Raw genomic sequence first — 14892 nt, 5'->3', positions numbered from 1 at the left:
ACTCGAGGAACTATTACTCGACGACTCTCGCCGCGCGGCGCACTCTCGTTACTGCACGGACCCCCGAATCCGCGGGTACGCCGTGGCCTGTCACCATCGGCAACAGTAACAGCGCGCTGGGACAGTCGCAGACCCAGCGGAAAACGGCCTCGACGGGGCGATTCGGCGTACGGTAGCGTGATCTGGACGCAGGTCCGACTCGTCGGAGTGATGCTCGTTCGCTCTGAAATATGTGGTATTTCTTTTCGGAACGATCCGGTGCGAGAGCCGCCCGAGTTCGTGCTCGAACCGAGTCGTCGACCCCTGTTGCCTCCGGCGGTACCGGATCGCCGCCGTCGGGGTCGCCGGTCGCGAAATCGCAGGCACCGAGGGTTCGCGCGGTCCGCGTCTCGAACGCGGCCCGGTCCGGGCGGCGAGCGCATTTCCGGCAAATGCGGGCGAATCGGCTGGTCCCGGCGTGTCCCGCGCGACGAACCGCCCCGGAGTGGCCGGAACCGTGACCGACGTCATACAGTGTTGGCCGTTGGAAGTGTCGCTGCCGGGGGTGGCAGCGGCTATGGGTGCTACGAGTGTCGGAAAGCAGGTTCTGTATATATGCGAGTAGTTCGCAAGTTGGCGGCCGGTGCATTGATCGCCGCAGCTGCGTCGGGTGTGGCGGTGCTGGGCGCGGGATCGGCGTCCGCGGTCGCGGTCACTCCGCTGCCGGGCGGCGTCCAGGTGGATCTCAGCCCCGGTGACACCCAGTGGGTCCACCAGACCCACGTCGGCCAGTCGATCGCGGTGCTGCCGCACCCGTCGGCCGCCTCGTTCGGCCAGGCTCTCGATGCCGCGGCGACCCTGTCGTCGCAGTACCCCGACGGCCGCGTCGTCTTCACCGTGTACGGCCCGTTCGATCAGCTGAACGGCACCATGCTGGCGCTCAAGTAAGGTTCAGCGCCCCGCGTGGAACTGCATCCCAGGATCGTCTCGGCACCGGTGGATTTCGGTGTCGTGCGATCCGAATTCGGACTCGCCTCGGAATATCCGTCCGAGGCGGTCTCGGAGGCCCGCGACGCAGCCGATGCGTTCGCGGGTGTCCGGGCCGATCGCACCGATATCCCGTTCGTGACGATCGACCCACCCGGCGCCCTGGATCTCGACCAGGCGCTGCATCTCGAACGCACCCCGACCGGATTCCTGCTGCACTACGCCATCGCCGATGTGGGCGCGGTGGTCGCCCCCGACGGCGCGCTCGCGCGGGAATCCCTCGCCCGGGGGCAAACCTTCTATCTGCCCGACGGCACCGTGCCGCTGCATCCGCCGGTGCTCTCGGAAGGGTCGGCGAGTCTGCTGCCCGGCGCGGTTCGTCCCGCCGCGCTCTGGACCATCGACTGCGACCACAAGGCCGAGCCGCAACGCTTCTCGGTGCGGCGCGCCCTGGTTCGGTCCCGTGCCCGCCTCGACTATCCCGGCGTCCAGGCCGACGCCGAGGCCGGCCGCCTGCATCCCTCGATCGCCGCACTGCCGGAATTCGGCCGCCTGCGCATCGAGGCCGGGCTGGCCCGCGGCGCGATCGAACTGCGGCTGCCCGCCCAATCGGTGATCCCCGACGGCCGCGACCACGACACCGAACACTGGCAGTTGGCGGTCGAGCCGCGCACCGCCGCCGACGACTGGAACGAACAGGTCTCCCTGCTCACCGGTATCTGCGCGGCCCGAATCATGTTGGCCGACAGCGATTCCGATGCCCGCATCGGATTGCTGCGCACCATGCCGGCGCCGCCGGCCTCGGCGATCGCGTCCATGCGCCGCACCGCCGCCGCGCTCGGGGTGCCGTGGCCGGCGGGTATGCCGGTGGGCCGGATGCTGGCCGGACTCGACCCCAACACCCCCGCCGCGCTGGTGCTGAACTCGGAGGCGACCACCCTCCTGCGCGGCGCGTCCTACACCGTGCTCGACGGTCAAGCCCCGGATGTGGTGCAGCACAGTGGCATCGGCGCCTCCTACGCGCACGTGACGGCGCCGCTGCGCCGCCTCGCCGACCGGTACGCCACCGAGATCTGCCTGGCTCGCTGCGCCGGCACCCCGGTACCGCGGTGGGTTCGCGACGGACTCGGCGCCGCCGCCGAGGCGATGCGGCGTAGCGACGCGGTCGGTGGCAAACTCGAACGCGCGTGCATCGACCTCACCGAATCCACCGTTCTCGCACCACGTTTGGGTGACGTTTTCGAGGCCGTGGTCATCCGCGAGGGCAACGGCAACCGATCCGCCGAAATCTTCGTCGCCGATCCGCCGGTGCTCGCCAAATGCACCGGCTCGCCGCCCGAAGGGCGGCGGGTGCGCGTACGCCTGGACATCGCGGACCCCGATAAACGCGTGGTGGGCTTCAGCTTCCCGGCGGACTGACCCGTTCGTGGCCGGAGACGTGCTCCGGATCGAGCCACGGCATCCGGCTCACCAACTGATCCCGAAGGCGTGTCAGCCGGGTGATGCGCTCGTTCAGCTCCGCCACCCGTGGCGGTCCGACCACCGCATATCCGGAGGCGCAGCGTGGCTCGTAGGGAAAGACGTCGGGAAGCTCCCGGTCCAGATAGGGAGCGAAGGCACGCACGTCCTCGACGGTGAATCCGAGTTGCAGCAATTCCCGTATGTTGCCTACCCGGGCCACCGCATCCTCCTCGTATTCGCGGTATCCCGCGGAGGTGCGCCCGGAGGTGAGCAGTCCCTGTTCCTCGTAGAAGCGCAGCGCCCGAGTCGTGACTCCGGTGCGGGCCGCCAGTTCGCCGATCAACATCCCGCGTCTCCTCTCTGCCGTCTCACCCTTGTGCTCAACGCGCCAGCCGCACCACAACCTTCCCGGTGTAGCGCCCCCGGACCGCGTCCAGCAGTGCGCGCGGCGCGTTCTCGAGGCCGTCGATGACGGTTTCGGTGCGTACGATGTCTCCCGCTGCCGTCCATTCCCGCAGCTTCCGGCCGAATTCCGGGGCCAGATCCAGGTGATCGAGAGTGGTGAAGCCGCGCAACGTCAATCGCTTGCCGATCACCGACAGCAGATCACCCGGCCCCGCATCCGGCTCACCGCCCGCGCGCTGCCTGGCCAGAGCTCCGCAGAGCGCGATGCGTCCGCCGGCATTCATCACCTCGATCGCCGCACGCAATTGGCTTCCGCCGACATTGTCGAAATACACGTCCACGCCGTCGGGCGCCGCGGCTCGTAGCCGATCGACGAAGGGTTCGTCGTGGTAGTCGACGGCGGTGTCGTAGCCGAGTTCGTCGACGATGTAGGCGGCCTTACGCGGTGAGCCGACGCTGCCGACGACACGACCGGCGCCGAGCAGTCGCGCGATCTGCCCGGCCATGCTCCCGGTCGCACCGGCGGCGCTGGACACGAAGACGGTGTCGCCGGCGGTCAAGCCGGCGACCAGGGTCAGCCCGACATAGGCGACCAGACCGAAGCCCAGATATCCGGACGGCGAGGGATAGGCATCCGGATCCACCACCCGAACCGTCTGCGCCTCGGCGAGGGCGTGTTCGCGCCAGCCGAGCCGGTGCAGGACCAGCGCGCCCTCCGGCACGGTCGGATCGCCGGATTCGATCACCTCGCCGATCGCGTCGCCGGACAGCACGTCACCGATCGCGAACGGCGGCATCGGGATTCCGGGATAGGCGCCGATTCGCATGAGGCTGCCGGGGTCGATCGACATGAAGAGATTGCGGATCAGCAGCCGGCCGGCCTCAGCGGACGGCATCGGATGCTCGACCATGCGGAAATCGGTGAGTTCGGGGAAACCGGCCGGGCGAGCGGCCAGGTGGATCGAGCGGGTGGTCGCGGTCGTGGAGGTCATGGGGCGACCGTAGGGGTTGACGTATACGTGAAGGTCAAGCCCGATCAGGACAGGTAGTCGTAGTTCAGGAATTCGATGAGGGACGGGTACTGGTCGAGGGCGGTGCGCGCGGCTTCGACTTCGGCGGCGCACAGCAAGTCGTAGGGGGTCGTATCGTCGCCGCGGCCGCGCACGATGTCGGCGCGGGCGGTGATGGTGGCCAGCGCCTCGATGGCGTCGCGGTGGTCGCCGAGGACGCCTTGCACCTTCTTGGCGCGGCGGGCCAGGTCCTCGGCGGGGCCGTCGAGGACATCGGTGGCGGCTTCGGCGCTGTAGCGTAATCGCTTGGCGGCCTTGCGGATATCGTGCAGCGCTTCGACGCGATCGGCGTCCTCGACGTCTCGCTCCGCGTCGACTCGTGCCTTCAGCCGGCGCAGGTCCGCGCGCACCGCGGCCGCGAACACGCGGTCGGCATCGCGGCGGGCGCGTTTGCGGCGCAGCGGCGGATCGGTGCGCAGGCCGACCACGCGCGCACGCAGCAGGGCATAGCGCTCACCGTCGAGTTCCCGCAGCACGGTGTGGTGGGCGTCGGTGTAGGCCGCGCGTTCCGCGCTCACCAGCCGCCGCCCGAGATGCCGCTGCACATCGGGATATTCGTCCAGCAGCGCGGCGAACCGGTCGGCGCGCACCTCGGCGTCGCGGGCGATACCGAGCAGCCCGGCCAGCCACCGCAATTCGTCGCGGATGGCATCTATTTCACTGCGGTGGAATACCTTTCGATACGACCGCAGCACCGACCGTAGCCGCCGGGTGGCGACCCGCATCTGATGAACCGAATCCGCCTCGTCGGCACGCACCTTCGGTTCCGCCGACAGCAGCCGGTCCACGTCCTCGCCGAGGGCGGCGACGACGGCGGGACCGGCCGCGCCGCTCATCGCCGATCCCGGAATCCGTCGGTGGCCTCGATCAGATGATGGGTGGTCCCCGGCTCGGCCGCGGCATGACCGGCGTCGGCCACCAGATGCAGGCGCGAACCGGGCCAGGCCCGATGCAGATCCCAGGCGCTGACCGCCGGGCAGACGATATCGTGGCGGCCCTGCACGATCACCGCCGGAATATGCGCGATGCGGTCGATATCGCGCAGCAGCTGGCCCTCTTCCAGGAATCCGCCGTGCACGAAGTAGTGGTTCTCGATGCGGGCGAAGGCCAGCGCGAAGCGGGGTTCGGCGGATTCGGCGACCCGTTCCGGTTGCGGCAGCAGCGAACTCGTCGCGCCCTCCCAACTGGACCACGCCACCGCGGCGGCGGTCGCCACCTCGTGATCGGGGGAGTGCAGCAGGCGGTGATAGGCCGCGACCAGATCCCCGTCGCGCTCGCCGTCCGGGATCGGCGCCAGGTACCTCTCCCATTCGTCGGGATAGACGAATCCGGCGGCGCCGTTGTAGTACCAGTCGATTTCCTTGCGCCGCAACAGGAAAACGCCGCGCAGCACCATCTCCGTCACGCGTTCGGGGTGGGTCTGGGCGTAGGCCAGCGCCAGTGTCGAACCCCAGGACCCGCCGAAGACCTGCCAGCGCTCGATGCCCAGATGGGTGCGCAGCCGCTCGATATCGGCCACCAGATGCCAGGTGGTGTTGACGTCCAGGCTCGCCCCGTCGGCCACGTGCGGCGTCGAACGCCCGCAACCGCGCTGGTCGAACAGCACGATCCGGTAGGCGGCGGGATCGAAGAATTGCCGGTGCATCGGATCGGTGCCGCCGCCCGGGCCGCCGTGCAGGAACACCACCGGCTTGCCGTCGGGGTTGCCCGACTCCTCCCAGTAGAGGTGCTGACCGTCGCCGACGTCGAGCATGCCCTCACGGTGGGGCTCCAGCGGCGGGTAGAGGGTGCGCATCAGAAGGCGATTCCCGAGGCGAGATCGGGCAGCTCCAGCGCCTGCAGCGCCTGCGTACGAGTATCCGAGCAGGTCTTGGTGGTGATCCGGTCCACCACGGCCTTGTCGCCGAGCACCGCCAGGTTGATGCCGCCGTTCTCCGCGGCCCACTGGTGCACCGTGATGTTCAGCGCCACCTTGCCCAGCGTCGGGCCCTGGACCCGCCAGTCCGACAGCTGCGGCGAGATGGCGTCGCAGAGCTTCTGCGCGACCGGGTCGGGAACCTGGACGGGGCTGGTCTGTCCCGGCTTGGCGGTGACGCCGGCCGAACCGCTGGGCCGCGCGGCCGTCGACGTCGCCGAGGCGCCGGATTTCTCGGGGCCGGCCGAACCCGTGCTTTGGCCACCACATCCGGCGACCAGCGCGACGGCCAGCGCCGCACCGACGGCGAGCGGTCCGCGAGTCAACCAACGGCTCTGCGACATCTGTTCCCTTTGTTCGATTCCGGCGTTCAACCGGAGTTCCTGCTGTGGTCCTACGAGTCTGCCACCTCGCCGCGGGTGGCCGGGTGGCTCAGGCGAAGTTCGCGCGCAGCAGGTCCAGCATCTCGGTGACGAAGGGCGCGAACCGTTCGCCCGGGCGGCCCGGCGCGGTGTCGATGGTCAGCCAGGAATGCAGGGTGGTCAGGGGTGCGAGGCGTTCGGCGAGTTCGATCTCGCGGTCGGTGACGGTGGTCAGTTCCCGCCAAGCGTCGAAATACGCCGACCGCTGCGGATCCCGGAACGTGCGCACGGACAGGAAGGGGTGGGTGATCAGCGCGTCGCCCCAGTCGAACACCGCGGCGGTGGTGCGGAAGACGTGGCCCGGATACAGGTCGTTGTGTTCCACGCTCAGCCGGCCGTACCGCGCGAGTTCGGCGGCGGCCGACTCGATCGCGGACTCCAGTCCGGGGGCACGATCGGCGAAGTGTCGGTAGACCTCGATCAGGCGCGCGGGTGGAAGGTGCGGAGTTCCGGTGTCGCGCAACGACTCCGCGTGCGCGCACAGGGTGTGCTGCAGGCCGGCATAGGACCGCAGCACCGATTCCCATTCCGGCGGACGCGGCGGTGGCGCGTCCGTACCGTCGAGTGCGAACCCGCGGTCGAGGGGTCCGGTTCGCAGGGTCTCGCCGCCGTCGCCCGCGAGGAACCATCCGTTCTCGCGGTGTACCGCAAGGGGTTTCGGCACCGATCCCGGAACCAGCCGATCCAGCGCCGCCAGCAGCGGGCCCTCGTGGGCGAACGCACGCGCACTCGCCTTCGCCCAGACAGCTCCGCGGTTGGTATCGATGCGCGCGAGCAGCGTCCAGTCCCGGCGCCGCATCTCCTGCGCGCCGGTCACGGTGAGTCCCAGCCGCGCGAGTTCCCGGGTGGCCCAGTCGGTCAGCGGTTGCAGTGGTTGATCGGCGACCGATACAGGCGCGTTCATCGGGACAATCTAACCCGCTCACGGATCGTCGGTGCGCCCGGCCGAAGCCGGTCTCGCACAGGCGATCATAGGGTCAGGTACTCGCCCAGCTCCCACGGGGTGACCTGCGCGCGGTAGGTGGCCCACTCGTGGCGCTTGTTGCGCAGGAAGAAGTCGAACACGTGCTCGCCCAGTGTTTCGGCGACCAGCTCCGACCGTTCCATGGCCTTCAGCGCCTCGTCCAGGGTCGAGGGCAGCTCGCGGAAGCCCATCGCGCGGCGCTCGGCGGTGGTCAGCGACCACACGTCGTCCTCGGCCTCGGGCGGCAGCGTGTACCCCTTCTCGATACCGCGCAGACCGGCGGCCAGCAGCACCGCGAAGGCCAGATACGGATTGCAGGCCGAGTCTGGGCTGCGGATCTCGACTCGCCGTGAGGACTGCTTGTTCGGCGTGTACATCGGAACCCGGACCAGCGCCGAACGATTCGACCGCCCCCAGGACGCGGCGGTCGGCGCCTCGCCGCCGTGGATCAGCCGCTTGTAGGAGTTCACCCACTGGTTGGTGACGGCGCTGATCTCGTTGGCGTGTTCGAGAATGCCCGCGATGAACGCGCGCGCGGTCTCGGACAGGTTGTTCGGGTCGTCGGGATCGGCGAAGGCGTTGTGCTCGCCCTCGAACAGGCTCATGTGCGTGTGCATGGCCGAACCCGGATGGTCGGAGAAGGGTTTGGGCATGAACGAGGCCCGCACGCCTTCGTCGATGGCGACCTCTTTGATGAGGTAGCGGAAGGTCATCACGTTGTCGGCCATCGACAGCGCGTCGGCGTAGCGCAGGTCGATCTCCTGCTGGCCGGGCGCACCCTCGTGGTGGCTGAACTCCACCGAGATGCCCATCGACTCGAGCGCGTCGATGGCGTGGCGGCGGAAGTTCGGGGCCTCGTCGTGCACGGCCTGATCGAAGAAGCCGCCGTTGTCGGCGGGCACCGGACGGCCGTCCTTGAGCGCCGAGCGGATCAGGAAGAATTCGATCTCCGGATGCACATAGCAGCTGAACCCCAGGTCACCGGCCTTGTTCAGCTGCCGGCGCAACACATGCCGCGGATCGGCCCACGACGGCGATCCGTCGGGCATCGCGATATCGCAGAACATGCGGGCCGAATGCTGGTGGCCCTTGCTGGTGGACCAGGGCAGCACCTGGAACGTCGACGGATCGGGCTTGGCGACCATATCGGCCTCCGACACCCGGGCGAAGCCCTCGATCGCCGAGCCGTCGAATCCGATGCCCTCCTCGAAGGCGCCTTCCAGCTCCGCGGGGGCGATCGCCACCGACTTCAGATATCCCAGGACGTCGGTGAACCAGAGTCGCACGAAGCGGATGTCCCGCTCCTCGAGCGTCCGCAGCACGAATTCCTTCTGGCGATCCATACGCGCGAGCGTAGGCACCCGCGGTTAAATCCGTGTTACATCGTGCAACAACCGCCGGTCCGCATGTGTGGCGTCAGCCGCAGGTGAGTCCTTCCGGCGGTGTCTTCAGGTCGATGAGGTAGGCGAAGACGGCGTCGTCCACGCACGCAACCCCGCCGGAGAGGAAGGCGGTGTGGCGGGTTCCCTTGTTGGTGATCAGCGCCGCGCCCAGCTGATGGGCCAGATCGACACCGGCCTGATACGGCGTGGCCGGATCCGCGGTCGTGGAGATGACCACGGTCTTGGGCAGTCCCGGCGCGGAAATGTTGTGCGGGGAGGCGCTGTTGGGCACCGGCCAGAACGCGCACATCTGGAGCGGCGCCTGCCCGGTGGCGTGGCCGTCGTCGAGGAACGGGGCAACCTTGCGGTATTCCGCGTCCTGCTTATCGGTTTCGGTGCGGTCCTTGATGGCCGGATCGTCGACGCAGTGGATGGCCAGGAACGCGTCCTGCGAATTGTCGTAGGTGCCGTCCTTGCTGCGGCCGTCGTAGAGATCGGCGAGCTGCAGCAGGATGTCGCCCTTGCCCTTGGCCAGCTGAGCCAGGCCCGCGCTCAGCACATTCCAGCTGTCCTCGGCGTAGAGGGTGTTCTGCACACCGGTGACCGCGTCGTTGTAGGTGAGCCCGCGGCCGTCGCGAGTGTCGGCCGGGTGGTTCCAGAGCGGGTTGACCAGATCGTGGAAGCGGGCCACCGCCTGGCTCGCGTCCTGGCCCAGCGGGCAGTCCGGTTTACTCGCACAATCGGCGGCGTAGGCGTCGAACGCCTTCTGGAATCCGGCGGCCTGCTGCACCGATTCCTTCTCCGGATCGGCGTTCGGATCGAGGGCGCCGTCGAGCACCATGGCCCGCACCTTGTCCGGGAACTTCTCGGCGTAGGTGTAGCCGAGCCTGGTGCCGTAGGAATAGCCGACGTAGGTCAGCTTGTCGTCGCCGAGTACTCCCCGGATGATGTCCATGTCCTGCACCACCTCGCGGGTGCCGACGTGGGCGAGGAATTCGTTGCCGGTCTTCTCGGTGCAGTGCGCGGCGAAATCCTTGTTCTCCTGCTCGGCGGCCGCGATCCCGGCGGGGGTGTAGTCCTTGGGCGGTTCGGCGCGTTGCTGATCCCACTGCTGCCCGGTGAGGCATTCGATCAGCGGCGTGGACGCGCCCACACCGCGCGGATCGAAACCGATGCGGTCGAACCGCTGCGCGAGCGGGGTGTCCTGTCCTTGCGCGGCCATCCACAGTCCGGCCTGGCCGGGCCCGCCCGGGTTGAACAGCAGCGATCCGATGCGCTGTCCGGTCGCCTTGATCCGGGAGACCGCGATCTGCGCCGTCGCGCCCTCGGGCTTGTCGTAATCGATCGGCACCGAGATGTGTGCGCATTCGGTGCCCTGCGGGAACCGGGTCGAGGAATCGCCGAATCCGTCGCAGCTGCCCCACGCCGGAACCTGGGTGTAGTACTTCTGCAGCGCGGCCGGACTCGGCGCGGACGACTGGGCGACGGGGTGGTTCTTCGACGTCGACGAGCAGGCGGCGGCCACACACATCAGGGCCACCGCGGCTGCGACGCGACCGGATCGCGACAAGGACATGCGCGCCATCCTTCCATCTCCGCCTGTGTCCCTCAGCGGTGTCCGCGGGGGCCTCCGCGGGTACGCAGGCTGCCTCCTCCGGCCACGTCGCTCCCACCGCTGTGACAAATCCCATCCCGGGCACGCCTTAAATGCGGCCCTGTCGCGGTGGCAGACTGGACGGGTCATAGCAACCCGGGGACCCGATCGGGCCTCGAGGACGGACGAAAGGGACGATGATGTCCGCTGCTCAGGATAATCCTGCTTCCGAAACCACCGCCTACGGTGCCGCACCGACAACTTCCCGGCGGAAGACGCGAGTACAGCACCTGCAGCAATGGAAATCCGCGGGCGAGAAGTGGGCGATGCTGACCGCCTACGACTACTCCACCGCGAAGCTGTTCGAAGAGGCCGGCATCCCCGTGCTGCTGGTCGGCGATTCGGCGGCCAACGTGGTCTACGGCTACGACACCACCGTGCCGATCACGATCGAGGAACTGCTGCCGCTGGTACGCGGCGTGGTACGCGGGGCGCCGCACGCCCTGGTGGTGGCCGACCTGCCGTTCGGCAGCTACGAGGGATCGCCGGAACAGGCGCTGGCCAGCGCCACCCGTTTCATGAAGGAGGGTGGTGCGCATGCGGTGAAACTCGAAGGTGGAGAACGCGTTTCCGAGCATATCGCCCGGCTCACCGCCTCCGGCATCCCGGTGGTGGCGCATATCGGCTTCACCCCGCAGAGCGTGAACACCCTCGGCGGCTACCGCGTGCAGGGCCGCGGCGACGGGGCCGAACAGCTGATCGCCGACGCCATCGCGGTGCAGGAAGCCGGGGCCGTCGCCGTGGTCATGGAGATGGTGCCCGCCGAGCTGGCCGGGCAGGTCACCCACAAGCTGACCATCCCGACCGTCGGAATCGGCGCCGGCAGCGACTGCGACGCCCAGGTCCTGGTCTGGCAGGACATGGCCGGCTACACCAGCGGCAAGACGGCCAAGTTCGTCAAGCGCTTCGGCCGTGTGGGCGACGAATTGCGCAGCGCCGCAGCGGAATACGCGCGCGAAGTGGCGCAGGGGACCTACCCGGGGCCGGAACACAGCTTCTGAGGAACGGGGTCGACCGCGGGTGCGTGCGCGCGATCCGCGGTCGATCCGACCGCACCGTCGACGCCGATGCCGCGTCTCGCGCCCGGCGGCGGCGCGGGGCGTTCGGATCGAGGCCGGGCTCGCGACGGATACAGCCGGCCCGTGGTCCCGATAGCCCGCCGGCCGGACTGCGTTCCTCCGGCCTGGCCGAGCGGAATCGACTCCGTCGGCCGAGCACCCCTCCACGGCCTGCGAACAGGCAACTTCCGCATGCTCGGCCGTAACGGTAATTTGAGAGAATGGTCCGGCCACCGACTGCACGTCCCGCAGTGCCCGGTGCCGGTCGGCTGGGATTGCTGGAGCCGACGGCAGCCGCGTCGTTACGAGAGCTCGCCTGGGACAATGTCGACAGTGTTGCACTGCTGTGGGCGTTGTCGCGGTCGCCGGATGCCGATCTGGCGCTGCTGACCCTGATCCGCCTGCGCGAGGCGCTCGGGTCCGATTGGGCCGCATTGGATTCCGCGTTGCGCACCGATCTGTCGTTGCGCGGCAGGCTGTTCGCGCTGATCGGCTCGTCGAGCGCGTTCGCCGACCATCTGGTCGCGGACCCGGCGAGCTGGCAGCTGTTGCGGCGCGAACTGCCGAGCACGCGCGAGATGCTCGACGATCTGCTCGACGCGGTCGGCGCCGCGCCCGAGACGGGACCGAATGCCGCGCCGATGCTCTACCGCGCCACCCACGCCGGACCCGACGCGATCGCCTTGCTCCGCAAGCGATATCGCGATCAGCTGATGGTGCTGGCCGCCCACGATCTGGCCGCCACCGTCGAGAACGAACCGGTGCTGCCGTATCAGCAGGTCGGCAACCATCTCACCGATCTCGCCGATGCCGCGCTCACCGCCGCGCTCTCGGTGGCGGTGGCGCGGATCTGCCCCGACGACCCGGTTCCGGTCCGCCTGGCGGTGGTCGCGATGGGCAAATGCGGTGCGCGCGAACTCAATTACGTCTCCGATGTCGATGTGGTGTTCGTCGCCGAACCCGCCGACACCACCGCAACCCGGCTGGCCGCGGAGCTGATGGGCATCGCCGGCAGCGCGTTCTTCGACGTCGATGCCGCGCTGCGCCCGGAAGGCAAGGCCGGGGCGCTGGTGCGCACGCTGGATTCGCACATCACCTACTACAAGCGCTGGGCGCGCACCTGGGAATTCCAGGCCCTGCTGAAGAACCGCCCCGCCACCGGCGATCTGGAACTCGGCAGGCAGTACAGCGAGGCCCTGATGCCGATGGTGTGGAGCGCCTCGGAACGACCGGATTTCGTCAGCGACGTGCAGGCGATGCGGCGGCGGGTCGAGAGCCTGGTGCCCGAGGAGATGCGCGAGCGGGAGCTGAAACTCGGCCACGGCAGCCTGCGCGACGTCGAATTCGCGGTACAGCTGTTGCAGCTGGTCCACGGCAAGGCCGATGAATCGCTGCACGTGCCGGGGACGGTCGAGGCGCTGACCGCGCTGGCCGCGCGGGGCTATGTGGGCCGCGACGATGCCGCGAATCTCACCGCCTCCTACGAATTCCTGCGCCTGCTCGAGCACCGCCTGCAGTTGCAGCGGCTCAAGCGCACCCACACCTTGCCCGCACCCGACGACGAGGAGGGGATGCGCTGGCTCGCCCGCGCCGCGCATATGCGCCCCGACGGTCGCCAGGACGCGGTCGGGGTGTTGCGCAGCGAGATCAAGCGCAACACCCTGCGGGTGCGCCGGCTGCACGCGAAGCTGTTCTACCGCCCGCTGCTGGAATCGGTGGCGCGCCTCGACGCCGCCGCACTGCGGCTGAGCCCCCAGGCCGCGGTCCGCCAGCTCGCCGCGCTCGGCTACGCCGCCCCGGAGAACGCCCTCGGCCACCTCAAGGCGCTCACCGGGGAGGTGGGGCGCAAGGGCCGCATCCAGGCGCTGCTGTTGCCGACCCTGCTCGAATGGCTCGGTGACACACCGAATCCCGATGCCGGGTTGCTGGCCTACCGGCGGGTGTCGGAGGGCCTCGACGACCAGATCTGGTTCCTGCGTGAACTCCGCGACGAGGGCGCGATCGCGCAGCGGCTGATGATCGTGCTGGGTTCCTCGGCCTATCTGCCCGATCTGCTGATCAACGCGCCCGAGACGATCCGGATGTTCGCCGACGGACCCGACGGGCCGCTGCTGCTGACCCCGAAGGCCGAGGACGTGCGCGCCAGCATCCTGGCCGGGGCCGCCCGCTACGACGATCCCCGGCGCGCCGTCGCCACCGCCCGCTCGCTGCGCCGCCACGAGCTGGCCCGCATCGCCTCCGCCGACGTGCTCGGCATGCTGGAGGTGCCGCGGGTGTGCCGGGCGCTGTCGTGGGTCTGGGTCGCGGTGCTCGAGGCGTCGCTGCAGGCGGTGATCCGGGCCTGGGAGGCCGAACACGCGGCGCCGGCGCCCGCGGACTTCGCCGTGATCGGCATGGGTCGGCTCGGCGGAATGGAGCTGGGCTACGGATCCGACGCCGACGTGCTGTTCGTCTGCGATCCGCGTCCCGGCGCGGACGAGACGGTCGCGGTGAAGTGGGCGATCGGCGTGGCCGAGCAGGTGCAACGGCTGCTCGGCGCGCCCAGCACCGATCCACCGCTGCAGGTCGATGCCGGACTGCGGCCCGAGGGACGCAACGGTGCGCTGGTCCGCACGCTGGCCGCCTATCGCGCCTACTACCAGCAGTGGGCCCAGCCGTGGGAAGTGCAGGCGCTGCTGCGCGCGCATCAGGTCGCCGGCAACGAAGAGCTGGGTCTGCGGTTCCTGCATTCGATCGATCCGGTGCGTTATCCCAAGGGCGGGGTCTCCGAGGACGCCGTGCGCGAGATCCGGCGGATCAAGGCGCGGGTCGACTCCGAACGTCTGCCGCGCGGCGCGAATCCGGCCACCCACACCAAACTCGGCCGCGGCGGTCTCGCCGATATCGAGTGGACCGTGCAACTGCTGCAGCTCCAGCACGCGCACGAGGTGCCCGAACTGCACAACACCTCCACCCTGGAATGCCTCGCGGTGATCGAACAGAACAAGCTGCTCGACGCCCTCGATGTGGAGCTGCTGCGCGACGCCTGGCTCACCGCCACCAAGGCCCGCAACGCCCTGGTGCTGGTGCGCGGTAAACCCGCCGACCAGCTGCCCGGGCCCGGGCCGTTGCTCTCGGCCGTGGCCCGGGTCGCGGGCTGGCCGACCGACGACGGCAGCGAATTCCTCGACCACTACATGCGGGTCACGAGGCGCGCGAAGACGGTCGTCGAACGCGTCTTCGGCGGGTGAACGGGGCGTAGATCCCACGCTGGGGCGTAGATCCCACGCCGCGGGGTACGCGATGAACGACACCGCTGCATTGTCGTGGTCACGTGGCTCACCGGGGCGCCACGCGGGCGTATTCGTGGACCGGCGATGAATTCTGGCGATACGGCAGGCCCGGCGGGCCGAAAACGTGTTGCGGGGAACAGACCGGACGCGATATCGGTTGATACAGAGTGTGCTGTGCCGTCGTCACCGTGCGAGGGGCCCCGCAGAGCCGGAACGAGCGTTCCGCATACTGTATCGGTACGCGACCATTCGGGAGGACCGCCATGGTGAGGATGTTCGTGGACGTGCGCAACGCCCACCGGCTCGATGACACACGCGCCGCG

The 14892-nt window shown here is 69.1% G+C and carries 12 protein-coding genes; 4 read left to right on the top strand and 8 right to left on the bottom strand.

Annotation, left to right across the window (positions count from 1 at the left end; all coding sequences use genetic code 11):
- The first annotated feature begins 594 nt into the window (after positions 1-594).
- Both NA3_RS08590 and NA3_RS08585 read left to right on the top strand, forming a co-directional pair.
- Positions 595-927, top strand: coding sequence for a hypothetical protein (locus tag NA3_RS08590; protein WP_062963048.1), 333 nt, complete (start codon positions 595-597; stop codon positions 925-927).
- A gap of 15 nt (positions 928-942) precedes the next feature.
- Entirely contained in the window at positions 943-2385 is a 1443-nt protein-coding gene (locus NA3_RS08585) for an RNB domain-containing ribonuclease (RefSeq protein WP_062963047.1), read from the top strand.
- Here NA3_RS08585 and NA3_RS08580 read toward each other — a convergent pair.
- The 8 genes from NA3_RS08580 to NA3_RS08545 all read right to left on the bottom strand — a co-directional run bounded on the left by NA3_RS08580 (position 2366) and on the right by NA3_RS08545 (position 10170).
- Complete coding sequence (locus NA3_RS08580; protein ID WP_062963046.1) at positions 2366-2773, bottom strand: MerR family transcriptional regulator; 408 nt, start codon at positions 2771-2773, stop codon at positions 2366-2368. The genes NA3_RS08585 and NA3_RS08580 overlap by 20 nt on opposite strands.
- 34 nt (positions 2774-2807) lie before the next feature.
- Positions 2808-3824: an NADP-dependent oxidoreductase gene (locus NA3_RS08575; RefSeq protein ID WP_062963045.1), complete on the bottom strand. Its 1017-nt coding sequence runs from the start codon at positions 3822-3824 to the stop codon at positions 2808-2810.
- Between the two features lie 44 nt (positions 3825-3868).
- On the bottom strand, positions 3869-4738 hold the full coding sequence (locus NA3_RS08570) for a CHAD domain-containing protein (protein WP_062963044.1): 870 nt from the start codon (positions 4736-4738) through the stop codon (positions 3869-3871).
- Complete coding sequence (gene pip, locus NA3_RS08565) at positions 4735-5697, bottom strand: prolyl aminopeptidase (protein ID WP_062963043.1); 963 nt, start codon at positions 5695-5697, stop codon at positions 4735-4737. Before pip ends, NA3_RS08570 begins: the two co-directional genes overlap by 4 nt.
- The gene (locus NA3_RS37595; RefSeq protein ID WP_062963042.1) at positions 5697-6161 is read right to left on the bottom strand and encodes a hypothetical protein; all 465 of its coding nucleotides are present in this window, start codon (positions 6159-6161) and stop codon (positions 5697-5699) included. The genes pip and NA3_RS37595 overlap by 1 nt, the downstream gene beginning before the upstream one ends.
- Before the next feature lie 88 nt (positions 6162-6249).
- A complete protein-coding gene (locus tag NA3_RS08555; RefSeq protein WP_062963041.1) occupies positions 6250-7143 on the bottom strand; it encodes a phosphotransferase family protein in 894 nt (297 codons plus the stop codon).
- Positions 7144-7208: 65 nt separating this feature from the next.
- Positions 7209-8546 carry a type I glutamate--ammonia ligase gene (gene glnA / locus NA3_RS08550; protein WP_062963040.1) on the bottom strand — a complete coding sequence of 446 codons (1338 nt, stop codon included), beginning with the start codon at positions 8544-8546 and terminating at the stop codon, positions 7209-7211.
- A gap of 73 nt (positions 8547-8619) precedes the next feature.
- Positions 8620-10170, bottom strand: coding sequence for an alpha/beta hydrolase (locus NA3_RS08545; protein ID WP_181838449.1), 1551 nt, complete (start codon positions 10168-10170; stop codon positions 8620-8622).
- Between the two features lie 206 nt (positions 10171-10376).
- Here NA3_RS08545 and panB point away from each other — a divergent pair, with 206 nt between their 5' ends.
- Entirely contained in the window at positions 10377-11240 is an 864-nt protein-coding gene (gene panB / locus NA3_RS08540) for a 3-methyl-2-oxobutanoate hydroxymethyltransferase (RefSeq protein ID WP_104362915.1), read from the top strand.
- A gap of 278 nt (positions 11241-11518) precedes the next feature.
- Positions 11519-14527 (top strand): bifunctional [glutamine synthetase] adenylyltransferase/[glutamine synthetase]-adenylyl-L-tyrosine phosphorylase, encoded by a 3009-nt coding sequence (locus NA3_RS08535; RefSeq protein ID WP_062963039.1) that lies wholly within the window; start codon positions 11519-11521, stop codon positions 14525-14527.
- Positions 14528-14892: the final 365 nt, after the last annotated feature.

It is taken from the genome of Nocardia africana NBRC 100379 (assembly GCF_001612635.1).
Classification (GTDB): Bacteria; Actinomycetota; Actinomycetes; order Mycobacteriales; family Mycobacteriaceae; genus Nocardia; species Nocardia africana.
Note: the sequence above shows the minus strand (reverse complement) of the source record. Positions and strands in the feature narration are given on the sequence as shown.